The sequence below is a fragment of the Pseudomonas sp. PONIH3 genome, from assembly GCF_002934345.1.
GTDB classification, from domain to species: domain Bacteria; phylum Pseudomonadota; class Gammaproteobacteria; order Pseudomonadales; family Pseudomonadaceae; genus Aquipseudomonas; species Aquipseudomonas soli.
The window spans coordinates 4,913,775-4,938,371 of the sequence record NZ_CP026386.1; the positions used below are offsets into that span (position 1 = coordinate 4,913,775).

20 protein-coding genes are annotated in these 24,597 nt (G+C 64.4%); 3 read left to right on the top strand and 17 right to left on the bottom strand.

Annotated features, from left to right (window positions below):
• Positions 1 to 31: 31 nt before the first annotated feature.
• The 5 genes from rlmF to C3F42_RS22855 all read right to left on the bottom strand — a co-directional run bounded on the left by rlmF (position 32) and on the right by C3F42_RS22855 (position 6,425).
• Positions 32 to 982 carry a 23S rRNA (adenine(1618)-N(6))-methyltransferase RlmF gene (gene rlmF, locus C3F42_RS22835; RefSeq protein ID WP_104444948.1) on the bottom strand — a complete coding sequence of 317 codons (951 nt, stop codon included), beginning with the start codon at positions 980 to 982 and terminating at the stop codon, positions 32 to 34.
• A gap of 119 nt (positions 983 to 1,101) precedes the next feature.
• On the bottom strand, positions 1,102 to 3,948 hold the full coding sequence (locus C3F42_RS22840) for a valine--tRNA ligase (protein WP_023629114.1): 2,847 nt from the start codon (positions 3,946 to 3,948) through the stop codon (positions 1,102 to 1,104).
• A gap of 127 nt (positions 3,949 to 4,075) precedes the next feature.
• Complete coding sequence (locus C3F42_RS22845) at positions 4,076 to 4,447, bottom strand: hypothetical protein (RefSeq protein WP_046854295.1); 372 nt, start codon at positions 4,445 to 4,447, stop codon at positions 4,076 to 4,078.
• Between the two features lie 5 nt (positions 4,448 to 4,452).
• On the bottom strand, positions 4,453 to 4,881 hold the full coding sequence (locus C3F42_RS22850) for a DNA polymerase III subunit chi (RefSeq protein WP_023629112.1): 429 nt from the start codon (positions 4,879 to 4,881) through the stop codon (positions 4,453 to 4,455).
• 50 nt (positions 4,882 to 4,931) lie between these two features.
• On the bottom strand, positions 4,932 to 6,425 hold the full coding sequence (locus C3F42_RS22855; protein WP_104444949.1) for a leucyl aminopeptidase: 1,494 nt from the start codon (positions 6,423 to 6,425) through the stop codon (positions 4,932 to 4,934).
• 290 nt (positions 6,426 to 6,715) lie between these two features.
• On the opposite strand from C3F42_RS22855, the gene lptF reads away from it, so the two are divergent.
• Positions 6,716 to 7,831 carry an LPS export ABC transporter permease LptF gene (gene lptF, locus C3F42_RS22860; RefSeq protein ID WP_023632478.1) on the top strand — a complete coding sequence of 372 codons (1,116 nt, stop codon included), beginning with the start codon at positions 6,716 to 6,718 and terminating at the stop codon, positions 7,829 to 7,831.
• A complete protein-coding gene (lptG, locus tag C3F42_RS22865; protein WP_104444950.1) occupies positions 7,824 to 8,885 on the top strand; it encodes an LPS export ABC transporter permease LptG in 1,062 nt (353 codons plus the stop codon). The genes lptF and lptG overlap by 8 nt, the downstream gene beginning before the upstream one ends.
• 80 nt (positions 8,886 to 8,965) lie before the next feature.
• Here the strand turns inward: lptG and C3F42_RS22870 are convergent, their stop codons facing one another.
• From C3F42_RS22870 to arcD, 12 genes are all read right to left on the bottom strand, one after another.
• Entirely contained in the window at positions 8,966 to 9,454 is a 489-nt protein-coding gene (locus C3F42_RS22870; protein WP_046854298.1) for an RDD family protein, read from the bottom strand.
• 93 nt (positions 9,455 to 9,547) lie between these two features.
• On the bottom strand, positions 9,548 to 9,760 hold the full coding sequence (locus C3F42_RS22875; protein WP_046854299.1) for a cold-shock protein: 213 nt from the start codon (positions 9,758 to 9,760) through the stop codon (positions 9,548 to 9,550).
• A 348-nt stretch (positions 9,761 to 10,108) separates the two neighbouring features.
• On the bottom strand, positions 10,109 to 11,230 hold the full coding sequence (gene gcvT / locus C3F42_RS22880) for a glycine cleavage system aminomethyltransferase GcvT (protein WP_094011698.1): 1,122 nt from the start codon (positions 11,228 to 11,230) through the stop codon (positions 10,109 to 10,111).
• Between the two features lie 26 nt (positions 11,231 to 11,256).
• Entirely contained in the window at positions 11,257 to 12,633 is a 1,377-nt protein-coding gene (locus C3F42_RS22885) for an L-serine ammonia-lyase (protein WP_104444951.1), read from the bottom strand.
• A 141-nt stretch (positions 12,634 to 12,774) separates the two neighbouring features.
• A complete protein-coding gene (gcvP, locus tag C3F42_RS22890; protein ID WP_094011697.1) occupies positions 12,775 to 15,630 on the bottom strand; it encodes an aminomethyl-transferring glycine dehydrogenase in 2,856 nt (951 codons plus the stop codon).
• 9 nt (positions 15,631 to 15,639) lie between these two features.
• Positions 15,640 to 16,023, bottom strand: coding sequence for a glycine cleavage system protein GcvH (gene gcvH, locus C3F42_RS22895; protein WP_094011696.1), 384 nt, complete (start codon positions 16,021 to 16,023; stop codon positions 15,640 to 15,642).
• Between the two features lie 302 nt (positions 16,024 to 16,325).
• Entirely contained in the window at positions 16,326 to 17,834 is a 1,509-nt protein-coding gene (locus tag C3F42_RS22900; RefSeq protein WP_038706747.1) for a sigma-54-dependent transcriptional regulator, read from the bottom strand.
• Positions 17,835 to 17,939: 105 nt separating this feature from the next.
• A complete protein-coding gene (locus C3F42_RS22905) occupies positions 17,940 to 18,308 on the bottom strand; it encodes a DUF5064 family protein (RefSeq protein WP_031315061.1) in 369 nt (122 codons plus the stop codon).
• A 56-nt stretch (positions 18,309 to 18,364) separates the two neighbouring features.
• Positions 18,365 to 19,294, bottom strand: a complete 930-nt coding sequence (gene arcC, locus C3F42_RS22910) for a carbamate kinase (RefSeq protein ID WP_023630520.1) — start codon at positions 19,292 to 19,294, stop codon at positions 18,365 to 18,367.
• A 143-nt stretch (positions 19,295 to 19,437) separates the two neighbouring features.
• Positions 19,438 to 20,448: an ornithine carbamoyltransferase gene (locus tag C3F42_RS22915; RefSeq protein ID WP_094011694.1), complete on the bottom strand. Its 1,011-nt coding sequence runs from the start codon at positions 20,446 to 20,448 to the stop codon at positions 19,438 to 19,440.
• A 68-nt stretch (positions 20,449 to 20,516) separates the two neighbouring features.
• A complete protein-coding gene (gene arcA / locus C3F42_RS22920) occupies positions 20,517 to 21,770 on the bottom strand; it encodes an arginine deiminase (RefSeq protein WP_038706746.1) in 1,254 nt (417 codons plus the stop codon).
• Between the two features lie 32 nt (positions 21,771 to 21,802).
• Positions 21,803 to 23,230, bottom strand: a complete 1,428-nt coding sequence (arcD, locus tag C3F42_RS22925) for an arginine-ornithine antiporter (protein ID WP_023630518.1) — start codon at positions 23,228 to 23,230, stop codon at positions 21,803 to 21,805.
• A gap of 275 nt (positions 23,231 to 23,505) precedes the next feature.
• Between arcD and C3F42_RS22930 the strand changes: the two genes are divergently transcribed.
• The gene (locus C3F42_RS22930) at positions 23,506 to 24,534 is read left to right on the top strand and encodes an IS30 family transposase (protein ID WP_100774681.1); all 1,029 of its coding nucleotides are present in this window, start codon (positions 23,506 to 23,508) and stop codon (positions 24,532 to 24,534) included.
• Positions 24,535 to 24,597 lie beyond the last annotated feature (63 nt).

Consider the following 24,597-nt stretch of genomic DNA (forward strand, 5'->3'; position numbering starts at 1 on the left):
ACCGCGCCCGGCTTGCCCGGGCGCGGTTTTTTCATGCCCGGGATTTGCGCAGGGTGCGCCATTGCTGGCGTGCACTCTCGTCGTGGAAACTCCAGGCAACCATGCGGCTCTGCTTCTGCCCCTGGCCCATTTCGACGATGCGCAGGTCCTTCACCCCGGCCTTTTTCAAGGCTGCCTCGATACCCGGCAGGTTGCTGGCCTTGGACACCAGGCTGGTGAACCACAGCACCTGGGCGGCGTACTGCGCGCTTTCGGCGACCAACTGGGCGACGAAGCGGATCTCGCCACCTTCGCACCACAGTTCATTGTTCTGCCCCCCGAAGTTCAGCACCGGCAGCTTGCGCTTGGGGTCCTGCTTGCCGAGGTTCTTCCATTTGCGTTGGCTGCCGCGGGTGGCCTCCTCGCGCGAGGCGTGGAAGGGCGGGTTGCACAGGGTCAGGTCAAAGCGCTCGTCGGCCTGCAGCAGGCCGCTGAGGATGCGCTTGCGATCCGCTTGCAGGCGCAGGCCGATGGCCTTGTCGAGCTTGTTGGCCTGGACGATGGCCTTGGCCGAGGCCAGGGCCACGCTGTCGATGTCGGAGCCTGTGAAGCGCCAGCGGTAGTCGCTGTGCCCGAGCAGGGGGTAGATGCAGTTGGCGCCGACGCCGATATCCAGGGCGTGCACCTGGGCGCCACGGGGGATTTCACCGCCGTTGTCTTCGCCCAGCAGGTCGGCCAGCACATGGATGTAGTCGGCGCGGCCGGGGATCGGCGGGCACAGGTAGTCGGCAGGAATGTCCCAGTGCTGGATGCCGTATTGGGCCTTGAGCAGGGCGCGGTTGAATACCCGAACGGCTTCAGGGTTGGCGAAGTCGATGCTGGGTTTGCCGTAGGGGTTGGTGATGGTGAAGCGGGCCAGGTCCGGATGTGCCTTGATCAGGGCGGGGAAGTCGTAGCGGCCCTGGTGGCGGTTGCGCGGATGCAGGGTGGGTTTCTGGGTCATGGTGGGGTCCTGAAAAAGCATCGCCGGCAAGCCGGCTCCCACAGGATAGTGCAGTACCTGTGGGAGCCGGCTTGCCGGCGATGGGCTGCGAAGCAGCCCCCTATGGCTTCACGTTTGAATTACAGCGCAGCAATCCGCGCATGCTGTTCGGTGAAGTTGGCCAGGGCCTGCTCCGATTCGGCCAGCTTGGCGCGTTCCTTCTCGATCACCGCAGGTGGGGCCTTGTCGACGAAGGCGGCGTTGGACAGCTTGCCGCCGACGCGCTGCACTTCACCCTGCAGGCGCTGGATCTCCTTGCTCAGGCGCGCAAGCTCGGCGTCCTTGTCGATCAGGCCGGCCATCGGCACCAGTACTTGCAGGTCACCCACCAGGGCGGTGGCCGACAGTGGTGCTTCGTCCTGTTCGCCGAGCACGGTGAACGACTCGACCTTGGCCAGCTTCTTGAGCAGCGCTTCGTTTTCCTGCAGGCGACGCTGGTCGTCGGCATTGGCGTTCTTCAGGAACAGCGGCAGCGGCTTGCCCGGGCCGATGTTCATCTCGGCGCGGATGTTGCGCAGGCCGACCATCAGCTCCTTGAGCCACTCGATGTCGCCTTCGGCGGCGGCGTCGATGCGGCTTTCGTTCGCTTCAGGCCATGGCTGCAACATGATGGTCTTGCCGTTGATGCCGGCCAGTGGCGCGATGCGCTGCCAGATCTCTTCGGTGATGAACGGCATGAACGGGTGGGCCAGGCGCAGGGCCACTTCCAGCACGCGTACCAGGGTGCGGCGGGTGCCGCGGGCGCGCTCGACCGGGGCATTCTCGTCCCACAGCACCGGCTTGGACAGCTCCAGGTACCAGTCGCAGTACTGGTTCCAGATGAACTCGTACAGCGCCTGGCTGGCCAGGTCGAAGCGGAACTGCTCGAGCTGGCGGGTCACCTCGGCTTCGGTACGCTGCAGCTGCGAGATGATCCAGCGGTCGGCCAGCGACAGCTCGTAGGCCTCGCCGTTCTGGCCGCAGTCCTCGCCCTTGTCCAACACGTAGCGGGCGGCGTTCCAGATCTTGTTGCAGAAGTTGCGGTAGCCTTCGACGCGGCCCATGTCGAACTTGATGTCACGACCGGTGGAAGCCAGCGAGCAGAAGGTGAAGCGCAGGGCGTCGGTGCCGTAGCTGGCGATGCCTTCGGGGAACTCGGCCTTGGTCTGCTTGGCGATCTTCTCGGCGAGCTTGGGCTGCATCATGCCGCTGGTGCGTTTTTCCAGCAGGGCGTCGAGGGTGATGCCGTCGACGATGTCCAGCGGGTCGAGGACGTTGCCCTTGGACTTGGACATCTTCTGCCCCTGGCCATCACGCACCAGGCCGTGCACGTAGACGGTCTTGAACGGTACCTGCGGGGTGCCGTCCTCGTTCTTGATCAGGTGCATGGTCAGCATGATCATCCGGGCGACCCAGAAGAAAATGATGTCAAAGCCGGTCACCAGCACGTCGGTGGAGTGGAACTTCTTCAGGAACTCGGTCTGTTCCGGCCAGCCCAGGGTGGAGAAGGTCCACAGGCCCGAGCTGAACCAGGTGTCGAGCACGTCGTCATCCTGGCGCAGTTTCACATCGTTGCCCAGGTTGTGCTTGGCGCGCACTTCGGCCTCGTCGCGGCCGACATAGACCTGGCCGGCCTCGTCGTACCAGGCCGGGATGCGGTGGCCCCACCACAGCTGGCGGCTGATGCACCAGTCCTGGATGTCGCGCATCCACGAGAAGTACATGTTCTCGTACTGCTTGGGCACGAACTGGATGCGGCCGTCTTCGACGGCGGCGATGGCAGGCTCGGCCAGCGGCTTGGTGGAGACGTACCACTGGTCGGTCAGCCATGGCTCGATGACGGTGCCGGAGCGGTCGCCTTTCGGTACTTTCAGGGCGTGGTCGTCGATGCTGACCAGCAGGCCTTGGGCGTCCAGGTCGGCGACCATCTGCTTGCGCGCGACGAAGCGGTCGAGGCCGGCGTACTGGGCCGGCAGCGAGGTGTCGAGCTGCTCGTTGACACTGCCGTCGAGGTTGAATGCCTGCACCGCGGCCAGCACGGTGGCGTTCTTGTCGAAGATGTTCAGCAGCGGCAGGTTGTGGCGCTTGCCGACTTCGTAGTCGTTGAAATCGTGGGCCGGGGTGATCTTCACGCAGCCGGTGCCGAATTCGGGGTCGCAATAGTCATCGGCGACGATCGGGATCAGACGACCGACCAGCGGCAGTTTGACGAACTTGCCGATCAGGGCCTGGTAGCGCTCGTCGTTCGGGTTGACGGCAACGGCGACGTCACCGAGCAGGGTTTCCGGACGGGTGGTGGCGACCACCAGGTGGTCCTTGCCGTCGGCGGTCTTGGCGCCGTCGGCCAGCGGATAGCGCAGGTTCCACAGGTGGCCCTTCTCGTCGTGGTTTTCCACTTCGAGGTCGGAGATTGCCGTGTGCAGCTTGGTGTCCCAGTTGACCAGGCGCTTGCCGCGGTAGATCAGGCCGTCTTCGTGCAGGCGCACGAAGGCTTCCTTGACCGCCTCGGAGAGGCCGTCGTCCATGGTGAAGCGCTCACGGCTCCAGTCCACCGACGAGCCCAGGCGGCGGATCTGGCGGCTGATGTTGCCGCCCGACTGGTCCTTCCACTCCCAGACCTTCTCCAGGAACTGCTCACGGCCCAGGTCGTGGCGGTTCTGGCCCTTGGCCTCGAGCTGGCGCTCGACCAGCATCTGGGTGGCGATACCGGCGTGGTCGGTACCCGGCTGCCACAGGGTGTCGCGCCCTTGCATGCGGCGGAAACGGATCAGGGCGTCCATGATCGCGTTGTTGAAGCCGTGGCCCATGTGCAGGCTGCCGGTCACGTTCGGCGGCGGGATCATGATGGTGTAGGACTCGCCTGCACCTTGTGGGGCGAAATAGTTCTCGGACTCCCAGGTGTTGTACCAGGAAGTTTCGATGGCGTGCGGCTGGTAGGTCTTATCCATGCGCGGCGGGACCCTTAGGCATTAATTCGGGAAAGCCGGGAAGTATAACCAAGCTGCGCGTTTCAAGACAGGTGTAGCGGGCAAGCCCGCTTGTGGAACGGGCTTGCCCCGCGATGCGGACGAAGGGTTACTCGGAACGCTTGAGCAACCGCTCCAGCCGCGCATCGAGGCGGCGCTTGATCTCGGTCTCGATGTGCGGGGTGAAGTCGTTGATCACGTCCTGCATGATCGACTGCGCCGCGGCGCGCAGTTCGGCGTCCAGATGCAGCAGGGTGTCCTGGCGGCGGGTCTGGGCATCCTCTTCGGGTGCCGGAGTCGGTGCCGGCGCTGCGGCGGCGGGCGCTTCGGCGCTCGGCTCGTCGAGCAGCAGGGGGATCTGCTCCACGGTTTCGGTCAGCAGGGGCGGTTGCAGGTCGGCGTCACCCAGCAGCTCGCGGATCGACTCGAGGTCGTCGAGCAGGTGGGCGGAATGGGTCAGGGAGTTCAGCTGCTTGTCCATCGTCGTCAAAGTCGCTGTAAGCGGTGGTCTTGCAGAGCATAGCCCTGTTCGCGGTAGAAACGGAATCGCTCGCGAGCGGCCAGGCGGATGGCCGGCTCCTCGACGACGATTTCGGCGACCCGTTCGAACTGGCCGACAAAGGCCGGAACCTCGCCACCCAGGTTGATCAGCAGGTCACGGTGTTGGCCAGCATCGGCGCCGACACCCAGCGCGACAACGGCGTCGGGGTGCTGTTCGGCATGGTCGTGGGGCAAGAAGGCCTCGCCCTTGAACTGCCACAGGCGCAGGTCAAGTTCGCTGCGCTGCGCCTCGTCCTGGCAGTGCAGGTAGACCCGGTGGCCGAGGCGCCAGGCCTTTTCGCACAGCTTGCAGGCGAAATCCAGGCGCACCGACAGCGAGTCGCTGGGCAGGATGTAGAAATCGACTTTGCTCATGATCGTTAAGTGCCGGCCGGTGGCGCAGGGACGCCACCGGCTGCGCGCCATCAGGCGCCGGCGCGGTCCAGCAGGTACTGGGTGAGCAGCGGTACCGGGCGGCCCGAGGCGCCCTTGTCCTTGCCGCCGCTGATCCAGGCAGTGCCGGCGATGTCCAGGTGCGCCCAGTGGTAGGCCTTGGCGAAGCGCGACAGGAAGCAGCCGGCGGTGATGGTGCCGGCCTTCGGGCCACCGATGTTGGCGATGTCGGCGAACGGGCTGTCCAGCTGCTCCTGGTACTCATCGAACAGCGGCAGCTGCCAGGCGCGGTCGTCGGCGCGCTTGCCGGCGTCGAGCAGTTGGCCGACCAGGGCGTCGTCATTGCCCATCAGGCCGGAGGTGTGGCTGCCCAGGGCGACGATGCAGGCGCCGGTCAGGGTGGCGATGTCGATCACCGCCTGTGGCTTGAAGCGTTCGGCGTAGGTGAGGGTGTCGCACAGCACCAGGCGGCCTTCGGCGTCGGTGTTGAGGATCTCGACGGTCTGCCCGCTCATGGTGGTGACGATGTCGCCCGGACGGGTGGCGCCGCCGCTCGGCATGTTTTCGGCGCAGGCCAGCAGGCACACCAGGTTGATCGGCAGTTGCAGCTCGAGCACGGCGCGCAGGGTGCCGAACACACTGGCGGCGCCGCACATGTCGTACTTCATCTCGTCCATGCCGGCGCCGGGCTTGAGGCTGATGCCGCCGGTGTCGAAGGTGATGCCCTTGCCGACCAGCACGAACGGTTTTTCGCTCTTCTTGCCGCCCTGGTAGTTGAGCACGATCAGCCGTGGTGGCTGGTCGCTGCCCTGGCCCACGGCGTAGAACGCGCCCATGCCCAGGTCCTTGATCTTCTTCTCGTCCAGCACCTCGACCTTGAGACCCTTGTGCGCCTTGCCCAGGTCCTTGGCCTGTTCGGCGAGGAAGCTCGGGTGGCAGACGTTCGGCGGCAGGTTGCCCAGGTCGCGGGTGAAGGCCATGCCGGTGGCGATGGCGCTGGCATGCTTGACGGCGCGCTCGGCCTCGGCCTGGCCGGCCTTGGCGGTGAGCAGGGTGACTTTCTTCAGGGCGCGCGGTTCGGCCTTCTGGCCCTTGTAGCGGTCGAACACGTAGTTGCCGTCGAGCAGGGTCTCGGCCAGCAGGCGGTACTTGCCGTAGTGGCCATCGCGGCCGGTGACGGCGATGTCGTCCAGAGCCAGCACGGCGTCGCCGCCACCCAGGCCCTTGAGCACGCCGGCGACGCTGGCCACCAGCTTGCGCCAGGCGCGGTCGCCGAGGGCTTCGTCCTTGCCGCTGCCGACCAGCAGCACGCGCTCGGCCTTCAGGCCCGGCAGGCAGTGCAGCAGCAGGGTCTGGCCCGGCTTGCCGGCCAGGTCGCCGCGCTTGAGCAGCGCGCTGATGGCGCCTTCGGTGGCCTGGTCGACGGCCTTGGCGGTGGCGCCGAGCTTGCGGCCTTCACCCACCGGCACGACCAGGGTTGCGGTCTTGACGGATACAGCGGCTACGCTTTTTACAACCAGTTCCATGTCTGGGGTCCCCGAATGATCTGTCAGTTGGCGCTGTCTTGGGCAAGCGCTCGTCAAACCGCCCCGGCAACCTTTGCCGGCCAGCGGAAAAGCTGCCAGTTTGAGCTTGCCGCGACCTTGCTGACAACCCCGTCATGCGCCAAGGTGCGCGGCCAAGTGACAGGCGCCGTCAATCACAGGATAATGCGCGCACTTTTACATGGAGGTTCGCCTTGGCGAACCGGCATTGGTCTTGGCTGTCCGAATCGTTCGTCTGGCTTTGAACCCCTGACAACCCAGGAGTGTCTGGTTTGATCGTCTTTCGTTATCTGTCCCGCGAGGTCCTGGTGACCTTGAGCGCCGTCAGCGCCGTGCTGCTGGTGATCATCATGAGCGGGCGCTTCATCAAGTACCTGGCCCAGGCGGCCCAGGGCATGCTCGACCCGGGCGTGCTGTTCATGATCATGGGGTTCCGCCTGCCGGGCTTCCTGCAACTGATCCTGCCGCTGGGGCTGTTCCTCGGTATCCTGCTTGCCTATGGCCGGTTGTATCTCGAAAGCGAGATGACCGTGCTGTCGGCCACTGGCATGAGCCAGCAGCGCCTGCTTGCCGTGACCATGGTGCCGGCGGCACTGGTCGCCCTGCTGGTGGCCTGGCTGAGCCTGAGCCTGGCCCCCCTGGGGGTTGCCCAGGTGCAGAAGATCATCGCCCAGCAGGATACCCTGACCGAGTTCGACACCCTGGTGCCGGGCCGTTTCCAGACCCTGCGCGATGGCTCGCGGGTGACCTACACCGAGCAGCTGTCCGATGACCGCATCAACCTGGCGGGCGTGTTCATCTCCGAGAAACGCTTCAACCAGGACAAGACCAAGGACCGCGCGCCTTCGGTGCTGGTCGCCGAGAAAGGCCACCAGGAAGTGCAGGCCGACGGCAACCGCTACCTGGTGCTGCAGAACGGATACCGCTACGACGGCAATCCCGGCCAGGCCGACTACCGTGCGATCAAGTACGACACCTATGGCGTGCTGCTGCCAAAGCCTGAGGTCGCCGAGGAGGTGACCGAGCGCGAGGCCATCCCGACTTCTGACCTGTTCGGGCATCAGGGGCTGCGTGAGCGCGCCGAGCTACAATGGCGCCTGTCGCTGCCGCTGCTGGTGTTCGTGGTCACCCTGCTGGCGGTGCCGCTGTCGCGCGTCAACCCGCGCCAGGGCCGCTTCCTCAAGCTGCTGCCGGCGATTCTCCTGTACATGGCCTATCTGACAATGCTGATTTCCGTGCGTGGCGCCCTGGAGAAGGGCAAGTTGCCTATCTCGCTGGGTATCTGGTGGGTCCATGGCCTGTTCCTGCTGATCGGCCTGGCGCTGATGTACTGGGAGCCGCTGCGTCTGAAGCGTGCCGCTCGCCGTGCGGAGGTGGCCCGTGGTTAAACTGGACCGCTACATCGGCCAGAGCGTGCTGCTGGCCATTCTCGCCGTGCTGGGCATCATCCTCGGCCTGGCCTCGTTGTTCGCCTTCATCGATGAGATGGGCGACCTGAGCGACACTTACACGGTCATGGATGCCAGCAGCTTCGTGCTGCTCACCGCGCCGCGCCGGCTCTACGACATGCTGCCGATGGCGGCGCTGATCGGCTGCCTGATCGGCCTGGGCAGCCTGGCCAGCAGCAGCGAGCTGACCATCATGCGCGCTGCCGGTGTGTCCATCGGGCGCATCGTCTGGGCGGTGATGAAGCCGATGCTGGTGCTGATGCTGGTCGGCCTGCTGATCGGCGAATACGTGGCCCCGGTGACCGAGAACAAGGCCCAGGCCGACCGTTCGCTGGCCCAGGGCGGTGGCGAGGCGCAGAGTTCCAAGCGCGGCATGTGGCACCGCCAGGGCGAGGAGTTCGTGCACATCAACTCGGTGCAGCCCAATGGCCTGCTGCTGGGCGTGACCCGCTACCGCTTCGACAGCGAGCGCAAGATCCAGACCTCCAGCTTCGCCCGCCGGGCGCAGTACGTCGATGGCAAATGGATGCTCAACGATGTGGCCACCACCTACTTCCGCGGTGACCACACCGAAGTGGTCAAGAGCCTAGAAGAGGTGTGGGACGTGTCGGTGACCCCGGAGTTGCTCAACACCGTGGTGCTGGCACCGGAGTCGCTGTCGATCACCGGGCTGTGGGACTACATCCACTACCTTTCCGACCAGGGGCTGAACAACGCCCGCTACTGGCTGGCGTTCTGGACCAAGGTCCTGCAGCCGGTGGTCACCGCGGCGCTGGTGCTGATGGCGATTTCGTTCATCTTCGGCCCGTTGCGTTCGGTCACCCTTGGCCAGCGCGTGTTCACCGGTGTGCTGGTGGGCTTCGTATTCCGCATCGCCGGGGAACTGCTGGGCCCATCGAGCCAGGTGTTCGGCTTCCCGCCGCTGCTGGCGGTGGTGATTCCGGCCGGCATCTGTGCGCTGGCGGGCTTGTGGTTGATGCGCCGGGCGGGTTGATGGCCTGAGCTGCATAAAGAAGCCGACCCTTGGGTCGGCTTTTTTGCGAGTGCATTTCGCAGGCCTGATGCCCGCGCAGCTCACTTCTTGCGCTTGGGCAGGCGTACCAGCTGGGTCTCGGAATAGATGTCGTGCCAGCTGCGTTTACGTTTGTCGAACAACGACCAGATGAAACCCAGCCCCAGGCACAGCCACGACGCGATCGACACCACGAAACGCAGCAATGCCTGCCAGAGGCTGATGGCGCTGCCATCGGCGTTCTGCACGCGCATGCCCCATACCTGCATGCCCAGGGTCTGGCCACCGTGGGTCCAGAACTTGGCGAAGAAGCCGAACAGGGCGAACAGCAGGATCGTCGACAGCAGCGGGTCGCCGTCCAACGCACCGGCCTCGGTCAGCTCGCGCATGCGCGCCTCGCCGATGATCGCCATCTGGATCATCTTGTAGGCGCCGGCAGTCACGATCAGCAGGGCCGTGCACAGCAGGAAGTCGTAGAACATCGCGGCCAGGCGACGGCCCAGGCCGACCGGCGGGAAATCACCCTGGGGGTTGAGCAATGGCTTGGACATGCATGACAGCTCCAGATGGCAAAGGCCCATTCTATGGAATTGCGCGCACAAAAAAGCCCCTGTGCGTCAACACAGGGGCTTTTTATCGGAAGATCAGCCTTCGGCCTGCACTTCGTCAGCCTGCATGCCTTTCTGGCCCTGGACGGCCACGAAGGTCACTTTCTGGCCTTCTTTCAGGCTCTTGAAGCCGTTGCCTTGGATGGCGCGGAAGTGCACGAACAGATCCGGACCGCTTTCTGGGGTGATGAAGCCGTAACCTTTTTCGTCATTGAACCACTTGACGGTACCGTTCTGACGCTCAGCCATTGTCTTATTTCCTATGAAGCTTAAATATTGATGACAGTTTCTTTCACACTTTTTGTAAGTGAAAGACTACTGGGCTGGGTTGCAGGAAAGTAAGAGACGTCGAACGGGTTGTAGCAGATTGCGGCTACTGGCCCAGGTCACGAACTGTTGCGACCCATGCAAACACAGTGCAGTGACTCTACGCCAACTGCCGAGCGAAAAACAAGCCCTTGCGACGGGTGAAAATCAGGCTTTTCCCGATCACCGAACGATTTGTCGGAAACGCCGTGGCGCCTGGCCTGGCGCTATGTTCAGAAGTTATTGGACAGGTTCGAAAACGAATATGTCGAACCCGTCCAATCCACTCATTCAGCCACGGTAGTAACGTTGCGCCACGAAAGGCATTTTGCTGACTTTCATGGCAACTTGCTTGCCGCGCACCATTGCAAACAGTGCAGTGTCCAGGGTGGTGTGTTCGTTATCGACATAGCCCATTGTGACCGGCGCGCCGAGCGTCGGGCCGAAGCCGCCGCTGCACACCTCGCCGACCACCTTGCCTGTCGCGTCGACGATCTGCGCGCCTTCACGCACCGGGGTGCGCTCCTGGGGCAGCAGGCCTACGCGCTTGCGCGCCACGCCGGACTGTTGCTGGGCAAACACGGTGTCGGCACCCGGGAAACCACCGGCCCGTGCGCCGTCGGCGCGGCGCACCTTGGAGATGGCCCACAGCAGGCTTGCCTCGATCGGCGTGGTGGTGGTGTCCATGTCGTGGCCGTACAGGCACAGGCCGGCCTCCAGGCGCAGTGAGTCGCGTGCGCCCAGGCCGATTGGCTGTACCTCTGGCTCGGCCAGCAGCCGGCGCGCCAGCGCTTCGGCCTTGTCGGCCGGCACGGAAATCTCGAAACCGTCCTCACCGGTGTAGCCCGAGCGGCTGACATAGCAGTCGGCGCCGAGTAGTTGAACAGGCTGGAACTGCATGAACGTCATCTTCGCCACCGCAGGTGCCAGGCGCTCCAGCACCTTGACCGCCGCCGGGCCTTGCAGCGCCAGCAGGGCGCGTTCCTCGAACAGTGGCTGGATCTCGCAGCGGCTGCCGATGTGCTGGCGCAGGTGGGCCAGGTCCTGCTCCTTGCAGGCGGCGTTGACCACCAGGAACAGGGTGTCGTCACCGAGGTTGGCGACCATCAGGTCGTCGAGGATGCCACCCTCGGCATTGGTGAACATGGCATAGCGCTGCATGCCCACCGGCAGGTCGATGATGTCCACCGGCACCAGGGTTTCCAGGGCCTTGGCGGCGTCGTTGCCGCGCAGGATGATCTGGCCCATGTGCGAAACGTCGAACAGGCCGGCCTGCTCGCGGGTGTGCAGGTGCTCCTTGAGCACGCCCAAGGGGTATTGCACGGGCATGTCGTAGCCGGCGAACGGCACCATGCGCGCGCCCAGTTCCAGGTGCAGGGCGTGCAGCGGGGTCTTGTGCAGTGTTTCGGACATCGGTGACTCCTTGGTTTTTATTCGGGTCAACATTCGATGATGTTGACGGCCAGACCGCCGCGGGCGGTCTCCTTGTATTTGCTTTTCATGTCGGCGCCGGTCTGGCGCATGGTGCGGATGACCTTGTCGAGGGAAACATAGTGCTGCCCGTCGCCGCGCAGGGCCATGCGCACCGCGTTGATCGCCTTCACCGAGCCCATGGCGTTGCGCTCGATGCAGGGCACCTGGACCAGCCCGCCAATGGGGTCGCAGGTCAGGCCCAGGTTGTGTTCCATGCCGATCTCGGCGGCGTTCTCCACCTGTTGCGGGGTACCGCCCATCACCTCGCACAGGGCGCCTGCGGCCATGGAGCAGGCCACGCCGACCTCGCCCTGGCAGCCCACCTCGGCCCCGGAGATCGATGCGTTCTCCTTGTACAGAATGCCGATCGCCGCGGCAGTGAGCAGGAAGCGCACCACCCCGTCCTCGTTGGCGCCGGGCACGAAGCGCATGTAGTAGTGCAGCACCGCGGGGACAATGCCGGCCGCGCCATTGGTCGGTGCCGTGACCACGCGTCCGCCGTAGGCGTTTTCCTCGTTCACCGCCAGGGCGTAGAGGTTGACCCAGTCGAGCACCGACAGCGCATCACGCAGGCTGGCTTCCGGATGCCGGCTGAGCTGGCGGTACAACGCCGGAGCCCGGCGCTTGACCTTCAGCCCGCCAGGCAGGATGCCTTCGTGCCGGCAACCGGCCTCGACGCAGTCCTGCATCACCTGCCAGATGCGCAGCAGGCCGGCACGGGTCTCGGCTTCCGGGCGCCAGGCGGCCTCGTTGGCCAGCATCACCTGGCTGAACGACAGGTGCTGCGCGGTGCAGTGGTCGAGCAGTTCCTTGCCGGTCTTGAAAGGGTAGGGCAGCACGGTGCTGTCCTCGACGATGCGGTCATGGCCGGCCGCATCCTCGTCAACCACGAAACCGCCTCCCACCGAATAGTACTCGCGGCTACGGATCTGCAGGCCGGCGGCATCGAAGGCGCGGAAGATCATGCCGTTGGGGTGGTAGGCCAGCGGTTTGCGGATCATCGCCAGGTGCTGTTTTTCGACGAAGTCGATGTCGTGTTCACCGAGCAGGCTGAGCCGACCGCTTTCACGAATGGCTTGCAGACGGGCGGGGATGGCTTCGGTATCGACGCTGTCCGGATGCTCGCCTTCCAGGCCAAGCAACACGGCCTTGTCGCTGCCGTGGCCCTTGCCGGTGGCGCCGAGGGAGCCGTACAGCTCGGCCTTGACCGTGGCCGTGCCGGCCAGCAGGCCATCACGGCGCAAGCCTTCGGCGAAGCGCGCGGCGGCGCGCATCGGCCCGACCGTGTGCGAGCTGGAGGGGCCGATGCCGATCTTGAACAGGTCGAAGACGCTCAAAGACATGCTGCTTCCTCCTGATGATGGCCAGTAAGCCCATTGGGGGCTGCTACGCAGCCCATCGCCGGCAAGCCGGCTCCCACAGCTTAGCGCTGAACCTGTGGGAGCCGGCTTGCCGGCGATGGGGCGCACAGCGGCCCCACCCGATCAGACGTCCTGGTAACTCTCGATCGACGGGCAGGCGCACACCAGGTTGCGGTCGCCGAACACGTTGTCGACCCGGCCGACCGGTGGCCAGTACTTGCCTTCCACCAGGCTCGGCAGTGGATACACCGCCTGCTCGCGGCTGTAGCCGTGGGCCCATTCGCCGGCCAGCTCCGCCGCGGTGTGCGGGGCGTTCTTCAGCGGGTTGTCGTCCTTGTCCAGGCTGCCGTTCTCGACCGCGCGAATCTCTTCGCGGATCTGGATCATGGCGTCGCAGAATCGATCCAGTTCCTCTTTCGACTCGCTTTCGGTCGGTTCGATCATCAGCGTGCCGGCCACCGGGAAGGACATGGTCGGGGCGTGGAAGCCGAAGTCGATCAGGCGCTTGGCGACATCGTCGACGCTGATGCCGCTGGTGTCCTTGAGCGGACGCAGGTCGAGGATGCACTCGTGCGCCACCAGGCCGTTGCCGCCGGTGTACAGCACAGGATAGTGCTCTTCCAGGCGACGGGCGATGTAGTTGGCGTTGAGGATCGCCATCTGCGAGGCGCGCTTGAGGCCCGCGCCACCCATCATGCGAATGTACATCCAGGTGATCGGCAGGATGCTGGCGCTGCCGAACGGTGCGGCGCATACCGCGCCCTGGGTGTTTTCCAGCTGGGCATGGCCCGGCAGGAATGGCGCCAGGTGCGCCTTGACGCCGATCGGGCCGACGCCCGGGCCGCCGCCGCCGTGGGGGATGCAGAAGGTCTTGTGCAGGTTCAGGTGCGAGACGTCGCCGCCGAACTTGCCCGGGGCGCACAGGCCGACCATGGCGTTCATGTTGGCGCCGTCGATGTACACCTGGCCGCCGTTGTCGTGAATGATCGCGCAGATCTCGCCGATGGCTTCCTCGAATACGCCGTGGGTGGACGGGTAGGTGATCATGATCGCCGCCAGGCGCTCGCGGTGCTCGATGGCCTTGGCACGCAGGTCGTCGATGTCGACGTTGCCGCGCGCGTCGCAGGCGGTCACCACCACGCGCATGCCGGCCATGTGCGCGGTGGCGGGGTTGGTGCCGTGGGCCGAGGACGGGATCAGGCAGATGTCACGGTGGCTGTCGCCACGGCTGCGGTGGTAGGCGCGGATCGCCAGCAGGCCGGCGTATTCGCCTTGGGAGCCGGCGTTGGGCTGCAGTGACACGGCGTCATAGCCGGTGGCGGCGCAGAGCATGGCTTCCAGCTCGCTGGTCATCTGCAGGTAGCCCTGGCTTTGCGCGGCCGGGGCAAACGGGTGCAGGTTGCCGAACTCGGCCCAGGTCACCGGGATCATTTCGCTGGCGGCGTTGAGCTTCATGGTGCACGAGCCCAGCGGGATCATGGTGCGGTCCAGGGCCAGGTCCTTGTCGGCCAGGCGGCGCAGGTAGCGCATCAGCTCGGTTTCGCTGTGGTAGCGGTTGAACACCGGGTGCTCGAGGATGGCCGACTGGCGCAGCAGGCCGGCCGGCAGGCGCACGGCGACGGTGTTGGCCAGGGCGGTGAAGTCAGGGCTGGCCTGGCCGTCGGCGAACAGCTGCCACAGGGCCTCGACATCGGCCTGGGTGCTGGTTTCGTCCAGCGACAGGCCCAGCTGGGCGGCGTCGACCTGGCGCAGGTTGATGCCCTGGACGCGGGCCTTGTCGTGCAGCGCGCTGGTGCTGGCACCGGTGGCCAGGGTGAGGGTGTCGAAGAAATCGCCGGTGACCACCTTGATGCCCAGCTTGGTCAGGCCGGTAGCGAGGATCGCGGTCAGCGCATGGGTGCGCTCGGCAATGCGCTTGAGGCCGGCAGGGCCGTGGTACACGGCGTACATGCTGGCGATATTGGCCAGCAGCACCTGGGCGGTGCAGATGTTGCTGGTGGCCTTCTCGCGGCGGATGTGCTGCTCGCGGGTCTGCATGGCCAGGCGCAGGGCCGGCTTGCCGAAGCGGTCGATCGATACCCCGACCAGACGGCCCGGCATGTCGCGCTTGAAGGCGTCGCGGGTGGCGAAGTAGGCCGCGTGCGGGCCACCGAAGCCCAGCGGCACGCCGAAGCGCTGGGCACTGCCGATGGCCACGTCGGCGTCGAATTCGCCCGGCGGGGTGAGCAGGGTCAGGGCCAGCAGGTCGGCGGCCACGGCCACCAGGGCGCCTGCGCCGTGGAAGCGCTGCACCACCTCGCGGTAGTCGAACACATCACCGTTGCTGGCCGGGTACTGCAGCAGGGCGCCAAAGAAGGCGCTGACGTCGCCCAGTTCGCGCTCGTCGCCCACCACCACCTCGATGCCCAGCGGTTCGGCGCGGGTGCGCAGCACGTCGAGGGTCTGCGGGTGGCAGTGCACGGAAGCGAAGAAGGCATGGCTGGCCTTGTTCTTCGACAGGCGCTTGCAGAAGGTCATGGCTTCTGCGGCGGCGGTGGCCTCGTCGAGCAGGGAAGCGTTGGCGATCGGCAGGCCGGTGAGATCGCTGATCAGGGTCTGGAAGTTCAGCAGCGCTTCCAGACGGCCCTGGGAAATCTCCGGCTGGTACGGGGTGTAGGCGGTGTACCAGGCCGGGTTCTCCAGCAGGTTGCGCAGGATCGGCGCCGGGGTGTGGGTGTTGTAGTAGCCCTGGCCTATGTAGCTCTTGAACAGCTGGTTCTTGGCGGCGATGGCTTTCAATGCGGCGAGGGCATCGGCCTCGCTCTGCCCGTCGTGGCTGCCGAGCACGCTGGTGCCCTTGATGCTGTCGGGGATGACGGCGGCGGTCATCGCGTCCAGCGAGTCGAAGCCCAGGGTCGTGAGCATGGCCTGCTCGTCAGCGGCGCGTGGGCCGATGTGGCGGGCAATGAATTCGTTGGCGGTGCCGAGGTTGATGGTCATGGTGATTCCTCAGGCGTCGTCGTTGGCTTTGAGCAGGCGGTCGTAGGCATCCTGGTCGAGCAGGGCATGCACTTCGCTCATGTCGGCGGGCTTGAAGCGGAAGAACCAGCCTTCGCCCAGCGGGTCTTCGTTGACCAGCTCGGGGTTGTCGTTGAGGCCTTCGTTGACCGCGACCACTTCACCGGCCAGTGGCATGTACACGCCGCTGGCGGCCTTGACCGACTCCACGGTGGAGGCTTCGGCGCCCTTGTCGTACTGCTGCAGCTCCGGCAGTTGCACATAGACCACATCACCCAAGGCGTTCTGGGCGTAGGCGGTGATGCCCACGGTGACGCTGCCATCGGCTTCGACGCGCAGCCATTCGTGATCTTCGGTGAAACGCAACTCGCTCATGGGAATTCCTCGGGAAGCAGGGGCGTTGGGCGCGGTAGGCTCCGCGCTCTTAAGGTTGGAATTCCCTTAGCAATAATGCGGCCAGTCTTAAAAATCCTTATAAATCAATTGGTTAGTTTGTTAATGCAATCGATTTGTCATTTTTGTGGAATGAAATCGATACAGGAGAAGGGTGATTCAAAAGCACAGTGGGATCAAACCCTTGTACCCAGGCACCCAGATGGGTGTGTAGCGAATTCTGTACAGTGGAATGATTTTAATACGGCCTGCTTCCGGAGCGGGACTGGGCCGGCGAAGCAGCATCAGGCCTTGTTTGGAATACCGTACTTGCGCAAGCGCTGGGCTATCGCGGTATGCGAGGTTTGCAAGCGCCCCGCCAACTGCCGCGTCGAGGGATAGCTGGCATACAGGCGTTGCAGCAACTCCCGCTCGAAATCCCCCACGGCCTGTTCCAGGCTGGCCACCTCGCCATCCTGCCCGCGGGCCACCGAGGTGCCGGCGATGTCCAGGTCGCCGATGTCCACCACGTTGCTTTCGCAGATGGCCGCGGCGCGGAAGATCACGTTCTGCAACTGACGCACATTGCCCGGCCAGGGGTTGCCCAGCAGCGCCGGATGGGTAGCGGGCGCCAGGCGGCAGGGCGGGCGCTGGATCTGGGTGCAGGCCTGCTGCATGAAGTATTGCGCCAGGGACAGGATGTCCTGGCCGCGATCACGCAGGGGCGGCACCTGCAGGTTGAGCACGTTGAGGCGGTAGAACAGGTCTTCACGGAAGGTGCCCTCGGCGACCATGCGCTCAAGGTCGCGGTGGGTGGCGCTGATGATGCGCACATCCACCTTCACCTCGCGGTCGCCGCCGACGCGGCGGAAGCTGCCGTCGCTGAGGAAGCGCAGCAGTTTGGCCTGCAGGTACGGCGACATCTCGCCGATCTCGTCGAGGAACACCGTGCCCTGGTTGGCCAGCTCCATCAGCCCGGGCTTGCCGCCGCGCTGCGCGCCGGTGAAGGCGCCTGGGGCGTAGCCGAACAGCTCGCTCTCGGCCAGGCTCTCGGGCAGTGCCGCGCAGTTGAGTGCGAGGAACGGCGCGGCATGGCGGCTGCTGATGGCGTGGCAGGCGCGGGCCACCAGCTCTTTGCCGGTGCCGGTTTCGCCATGCACCAGCAGCGGCGCGTCGAGGGCCGCCACGCGCAGGGCGCGGGCCTTGAGGGTGCGAATCGCCGGGGAGTCGCCGAGCATGGCGTCGAAGCCTTCGGCGTGGTCGTGGTGCAGGGCCGACAGCCGCTCGCCCATGCGGTTCGGCGGGTACAGCGTCAGCAGGCCGCCGGCGTGGGTGATCGGCGTGGCGTCGAGCAGCAGGCTCTGGCCGTTCAACTGCATTTCGCGCATGGGCAGGTGGAAATTGTTGTCCAGCAGGGCCTGCAGCAGCTCGGGGTCGCCGAACAGTTCGCCCACCGAACGCCCGGCGGACTCACGCCCGCACAGGGCGATCAGCGCAGGGTTGGCCAGCAGCACCTTGCCCGCGCTGTCCACCGCCAGCACCGGGTCGCTCATGGCGGCGAGCAGGGCGTCGAGTTGCAGGTGCCGGCGTTGGCCGGGGAGGATGTCGACCACTTCCACCGATTGCACGCCGCGTACCTCGAACAGCGCGTCGTGCAGCTCTTCGAGCACGGCGGGGCTCAGGGTCGGGGCGTCGATGTAGACGTTCGGCGGGACCATCTCCACGGCATCGAGGTTGAGGTTGCGGGCGCCGAGCAGGGCCAGGACTTCCTGGGTGATGCCGACGCGGTCGATGAAGCTGACGTGGATGCGCATGGGGAGATCGGGGCAGTGGCCAAGCGAGTGCGCCAGTATGCCTTGGGAAGGGCTCTAAACCCAATCGCGGGGCAAGCCCGCTGCCACGAAGCCCCGCGATTGCACTCAGCCCAGATGCTCAGGCTTGATCGAATCACCCGATTTGACATCGAGCTTCTGGCGAATGTCTTCGAACATGTAGTCGTAGAGCTTGTGCGGCGAACCGAGGCTCTCGAATTTCTTCGGCGCTGGCAGGTACGACTGGGCCTTGCGGCTCAACTGCATCAGAAAGCTGGGTAGCACCTGGTCCTTGGCCAGGAAGAACTTCTCATCGACGGCCTTGCCCTCGATGTGGCCATGCATGCGGAACTGGATACCGCGGCCTTCGCTGGGATCCGATACGGCCTCGTAGTCGATGCACAGGTCGTAGCTGTGGTCGTTGGTGTTCAGCGCAGTGCGCTCGATATGCACGTGACCGGGTTGATACTGGGCCATGGCGAGGTCCTCCGGAAGGTTGAAAACGGCCGGTGCCAGGCACCGGCCAACTGCGTTCAACGGTAGCTGATTCCCGGCTTGGCGGTGGAAACGCGGGTACCGGCGGTGCCTTTGACGATGTCCTCGATGTTCTCCAGCGAGCTGATTACCGCGACCTTGCCGGTATGCCGGGCGAAATCGCAGGCAGCCTGCACCTTGGGCCCCATGGAGCCGGCGGCAAAGCCCAGCTTCTCGAGCTCGTCGGGGTGCGCCTGGGCGATGGCTTTTTGTGTCGGCTTGCCGAAATCGATGTACGCAGCGTCGACGTCGGTGGCGATGATCAGCAGGTCGGCATCCAGCTGTTCGGCCAGCAGCGCCGAGCACAGGTCCTTGTCGATCACCGCCTCGATGCCCTTGAGCTTGCGGTTTTCGTCGTACATGGTGGGGATACCGCCGCCGCCGGCGCAGATCACGATGCTGCTTTTTTCCAGCAGCCACTTGATCGGGCGGATCTCGAAGATGCGCTTGGGTTTCGGGCTGGCCACCACCCGGCGGTACTTGTCGCCGTCGGGCTTGACCACCCAGCCCTTGTCCTTGGCCAGGCGTTCGGCTTCGTCCTTGGCGTACACGGGGCCGATGAATTTGGTCGGGTCCTTGAACGCCGGGTCGTTGGCGTCCACTTCAACCTGGGTGAGCAGCGTGGCGAACGGCACCTCGAAGTCCAGCAGGTTGCCCAGTTCCTGCTCGATCATGTAGCCGATCATGCCTTCGGTCTCAGCGCCAAGCACGTCCAGCGGATAGGCTTCATCCGGCTTGTACGACAGCCCCTGCAGCGACAGCAGGCCGACTTGCGGCCCGTTGCCGTGGGCGATGACCAGTTCGTTGCCGGGATGGATCTTGGCGATCTGTTCGGTGGCGGTGCGGATATTGGCACGCTGGTTGTCGGCGGTCATCGGCTCGCCGCGGCGCAGCAGGGCGTTGCCGCCCAATGCAACAACGATACGCATGGGGAATGTCCTTTGCGGATTTAGGGTAAGCGCCTCGTTCCTTTGTGGGAGCCGGCTTGCCGGCGATCACCGGCGAAGCCGGTGCCATGCACCGTGTTGCCCGTATAGCCGGCAAGCCGGCTCCCACAGAGTCAAGGCCGCTGTCAGAGATCAGCCAGGGTCGACACGAGGATCGCCTTGATCGTGTGCATGCGGTTTTCCGCCTGCTCGAAGGCGATGCACGCCGGCGACTCGAACACGTCATCGGTCACTTCGATGCCGTTGGCCAGGTGCGGGTACTGTTCGGCGATCTGCTTGCCGACCTTGGTCTCGGAGTTGTGGAACGCCGGCAGGCAGTGCATGAACTTGGTGCGCGGGTTGCCGGTGGACTTCATCAGCTCCTTGTTCACCTGGTACGGCAGCAGTTGCTGGATACGCTCGCCCCAGGCCTCGACCGGTTCGCCCATTGATACCCATACATCGGTGTGGACAAAGTCGACGCCCTTGACCGCGGCTTTCGGGTCTTCGGTCAGGGTGATGCGCGCGCCGCTTTCTTCTGCGTACTTTTTGCACCGTTCGACCAGGTCGTCATGCGGCCACAGGGCCTTGGGCGCGGCGATGCGCACGTCCATGCCGAGCTTGGCGCCGATCAGCAGCAGCGAGTTGCCCATGTTGTTGCGGGCATCGCCCAGGTAGGCATAGCTGATGTCGTGCAGCGGCTTGTCGCTGTGCTCGCGCATGGTCAGCACGTCGGCGATCATCTGGGTCGGGTGGTATTCGTCGGTGAGGCCGTTGAACACCGGCACGCCAGCGAACTTGGCCAGTTCCTCGACGATCTCCTGCTTGAAGCCGCGATACTCGATGGCGTCGTACATGCGCCCGAGCACGCGGGCGGTGTCCTTCATGCTTTCCTTGTGGCCGATCTGCGAGGAGTTGGGATCGATATAGGTGACGTTGGCGCCCTGGTCGTAGGCGGCGACTTCGAAGGCGCAGCGGGTGCGGGTCGAGGTCTTCTCGAAGATCAGGGCGATGTTGTTACCTTTCAGGTGCTGCTGCTCGGTGCCGGTGTACTTGGCGCGCTTGAGGTCGCGGGACAGGTCAAGCAGGTAACGCAGCTCGCGGGTGGTGTGATGTTCGAGGCTGAGCAGGTTACGGTTGTGGATGTTGAACGCCATGATGATTCTCCTTGAGTTCGGTAATCCCCCGGCCGCCGCTGGGTGAGCACGGCCGGGGTGATGGACGTTTAGTAGTCGATAGGGTCGCGCACGATCGGGCAGGTCATGCAGTGACCGCCGCCGCGGCCCCGGCCCAGTTCGCCGGCGCTGATGGTGATGACCTCGATCCCGGCCTTGCGCAGCAGGGTATTGGTGTAGGTGTTGCGGTCATAGCCGATGACCACGCCGGGCTCCACGGCCACCACGTTGTTGCCGTCATCCCACTGTTCGCGCTCGGCGGCGAAGCTGTTGCCACCGGTCTCGACCACGCGCAGCTTGACCCCCAGGTGCTCGCCGACCACCTCGATGAATGACTTGTTCTCGCGGCGCACGTCCATGCCGTAAGGCTTGCTTTCGTCCGGGCGAATGATGAACGGCACGATCTCTCTCACCACCTCCGGGAAGACCGTGACCAGGTCGCGGTCGCAGAAGCTGAACACGGTGTCCAGGTGCATCGCGGCGCGGGATTTGGGCAGGCCGGCGACGATGACTTTTTCCACCGCGCCTTTGGCGAACAGGCTCTGTGCCAGCTGGCCGATGGCCTGACGCGAGGTGCGCTCGCCCATACCGATGAGCACCACGCCCTTGCCGATCGGCATCACGTCGCCGCCTTCGAGGGTGGCGTTGCCGTGGTCCTTGTCCGGGTCGCCGTACCAGACCTGGAAGTCGGCGTTGGTGAACTCCTTGTGGAACTTGTAGATGGCGGTGGTCAGCAGGGTTTCCTGGCGTCGCGCCGGCCAGTACATCGGGTTGAGCGTCACGCCGCCGTAGATCCAGCAGGTGGTGTCGCGGGTGAACTGGGTGTTTGGCAGCGGCGGCAGGATGAAGCTGGAGTGGCCCAGGTAGTCGTTGTACATCTTGACCACGCTGGCGCCTTCGCTTTCCGGCAGGTCCTGGCCTGCCACGCCGCCGATCAGGAATTCGGCCAGGTGGCGTGGGTCGAGGCCCTCGAGCCAGCTACGCACTTCGTTGGTGAGGCCGACGCCGACGGTGTCGGAGGTGATCTTGCGGTCGAGAATCCACTTCAGCGCTTCAGGTTGCTGGACGATGTCGGTCAGCAGGTTGTGCATCTCCAGGACATCGACGCCGCGCTCACGCATCTTGGTGACGAAGTCGAAGTGATCGCGCTTCGCCTGGTCGACCCAGATCACATCGTCGAACAGCAGTTCGTCGCAGTTGCTCGGGGTCAGGCGCTTGTGCGCCAGGCCCGGGCTGCAGACCATCACTTTGCGCAGCTTGCCGGCTTCGGAATGAACGCCGTATTTCTGTTTCTCAGTGGACATGGTGAATCCTCCTGTAATGCGAAGACATGGGTTCAGAGCGTCAGGAAGCCGTCATACAAGCCGTAGGCAGCCAACAGGGCGCCCGCGACCACGGCGGCGAAGATCAGTTTTTCCACGCTGGTGAAGATCGGCTGGCCGACCTCGCGCTTGGCCTTGGCGAACAGGATCGCGCCGGGGGCGTAGAGCAGGGCCGAGAGCAGCAGGTACTTGACGCCACCGGCGTACAGCAGCCAGATCGCGTAGAGCAGGGCGATGCCGCCGATGATCAGGTCTTTCTTGCGTTCGGCCAGGGCCTGTTCGTAGGTTTCGTTGCGCCAGGCGAGCAGGAAGGCATAAGCCGCCGACCACAGGTAAGGCACCAGGATCATCGAGGTGGCGAGGTAGATCAGCGACAGGTAGGTGCTGTTGGAGAACAGGGTGATGACCAGGAAGATCTGCACCATGGCGTTGGTCAGCCACAGGGCGTTGGCCGGCACATGGTTGGCGTTCTCGCGGCGCAGGAACTCCGGCATGGTGTGGTCCTTGGCGGCGGCGAACATGATCTCGGCGCACAGCAGCACCCACGACAGCAGCGCCCCCAGCAGCGAGATGATCAGGCCGACGCTGATCAGCACCGCGCCCCAGTGGCCTACCACATGTTCAAGCACGGCAGCCATCGACGGGTTCTGCAGCTTGGCCAGCTCGGGTTGGGTCATCACGCCCAGCGACAGCACGTTGACCAGCACCAGGAACAGCAGCACGGTAATAAAGCCGATGACCGTGGCCTTGCCGACGTCAGAGCGCTTTTCCGCACGAGAAGAGAAGATGCTCGCGCCCTCGATGCCGATGAACACCCACACGGTGACCAGCATCATGTTGCGCACCTGGTTCATCACGCTGCCCAACTCCGGTGTGCCCACGGCCCAGATATCCGCGGTGAACACATCGAGCTTGAACGCGAACAGGCAGATCAGGGCGAACAGGGCCAGCGGCACGACCTTGGCCACGGTGGTGACCAGGTTGATGAACGCGGCTTCCTTGATGCCGCGCAATACCAGGAAATGCACGGCCCACAGCAGGACCGAGGCGCCGATCACCGCCGCCGGGGTGTTGCCCTCACCGAAAACCGGGAAGAAGTACCCCAGGGTGCTGAACAGCAGCACGAAATAGCCGACGTTGCCCAGCCAGGCGCTGATCCAGTAGCCCCAGGCTGAGGAAAAGCCCATGTAATCGCCAAAACCAGCCTTGGCGTAGGCGTACACGCCGCCGTCCAGGTCGGGTTTGCGGTTGGCCAGGGTCTGGAATACGAAGGCGAGGGTGAGCATGCCCACCGCGGTGATGGCCCAGCCGATCAGCACCGCGCCGACACCGGCACTGGCGGCCATGTTTTGCGGCAATGAGAAGATCCCGCCGCCGATCATCGAACCCACTACAAGTGCAACAAGCGCACCCAGTTTTAGTTTTCCGGGAGAATCAGACATTTATCGACTCCGTACCAGGAGAAAGTTGACCTCAGAATAAATCTGACGCCTGGATCATTCGCTGACTTAGATCAGTTCATGCCAGCATGAAGGTAAGAAAAAACCTTCATGCGTCTCCTGGAGGATGCCGACAGCTTCGTTGCAGGCCTTGTACGCTGGCACCTCCATGTCCTTCTGGAGCAAGCGCTCCGTTTTGCCTGCGAACCATGAAGTTAGTCTCGGCGGCGGCAAAAACTGAGTGCAACACCTGACCTTTCCGGTACGGTGCTGCCACTATGTCTTATACCGAACTCAGCGTTGAAGAGCGCGCCACCATTCAAATCGGTCGTACTCAAGGCTTCAGCCTGCGTAGGATTGCCTGCTTGATCAACCGATCCCCTTCGACCATCAGCCGGGAGCTGCGCCGCAATCGAGATGTCTGTGGCGGCTACTCGGCCCACGCGGCCCAGCAGCAGATGCAGGCTCGCCGCCAGGTGTGTCGACCGAAGCGAAAGCTGTTGCCGGGTGGTGAGCGCTTCGAGTTGGTGGCGCATATGCTCCGTGAGCGTTTGTCTCCCGAGCAGATTGCCGGCAAGCTGCGCAGCATGAACATTCCCAGCCTCAGAGATGCCTACGTCTGTCGCGAGACGATCTATAACGCGATCTATGCCCTGCCGGTCGGTGAACTGCGCAAGGAGCTGATCATCTGCCTGCGGCAAAGCAAGACGACACGCCGACCGCGCTCTGGTGGTGTGGATCGGCGCGGCCAGATCCCCGAGATGGTCAGTATTCATGTGCGCCCGCCGGAGATTGAAGACAGGCAGATGCCGGGGCATTGGGAAGGCGACCTCATCAAGGGTAAGGCCAACGCCTCGTCCGTCGGTACGCTGGTGGAACGCACCAGTGGCTACCTGATGCTGGTAAAGATGAACGACGCGACGGCGACTTCGGCGCTGGAAGGCTTCAGCGCCGCGCTCAATGGCATGCCGCTGGAGATGCGAAAGAGCATGACTTACGACCAGGGCCGGGAGATGGCGCGACACGCCGAGATCACCCAAAGAACCGGCGTGGCGATCTACTTCTGCGACCCGCACAGCCCTTGGCAGCGCGGTAGCAACGAAAACATCAATGGCCTGATCCGCCAGTACCTGCCCAAAGGCACAGACCTGTCGGTACACAGCCAGGAAGAACTGAATGCCATCGCACTGCAACTGAACATGCGTCCGCGTAAGCGCTTCGACTTCAAATGCCCAATCGAAGTTATGGGCGAGGTGATGCAGAAGGCCATGGCTATGCGGCATGATGCTCCAGTTTCAATTCAATGACCGTGTTGCACTCAGCTCCTGCAACCGCCCTCTTTTAGGCTTTTCGCAAATTTTTCACAGTAA